The following is a 279-nucleotide window of genomic DNA, read 5'->3' as shown; positions in this document are numbered from 1 at the left end:
CTGTCATAGAAAACAATGCGTTATTCTTTTCGGTTAGTCATATAAGTCATACCATTATTGACGAAATCAATATTTTAAATGCATCCATAAAAGCTATTCAAGAAAGTATTGCAAAATTGAAGCCCACACCTAATTATATCATTGTTGATGGCAACCGGTTCAAAACTATTAACAATATTCCTTTTTCAACTATTATAAAAGGTGATAGTAAATTTATGATCATTGCAGCAGCTTCTGTTTTAGCAAAAACCTATCGTGATGAGTACATGAATCAAATAC

Annotated in this window: 1 protein-coding gene; it reads left to right on the top strand. The window is 30.5% G+C overall.

Annotated features, from left to right (window positions below; all coding sequences use genetic code 11):
- The coding region (locus WFZ85_RS16355; RefSeq protein WP_413789750.1) for a ribonuclease HII at window positions 1-279 on the top strand (279 nt) is incomplete at both ends.

The organism is Flavobacterium aureirubrum (genome assembly GCF_038739835.1).
GTDB lineage: Bacteria > Bacteroidota > Bacteroidia > Flavobacteriales > Flavobacteriaceae > Flavobacterium > Flavobacterium aureirubrum.
Note: the sequence above shows the minus strand (reverse complement) of the source record. Positions and strands in the feature narration are given on the sequence as shown.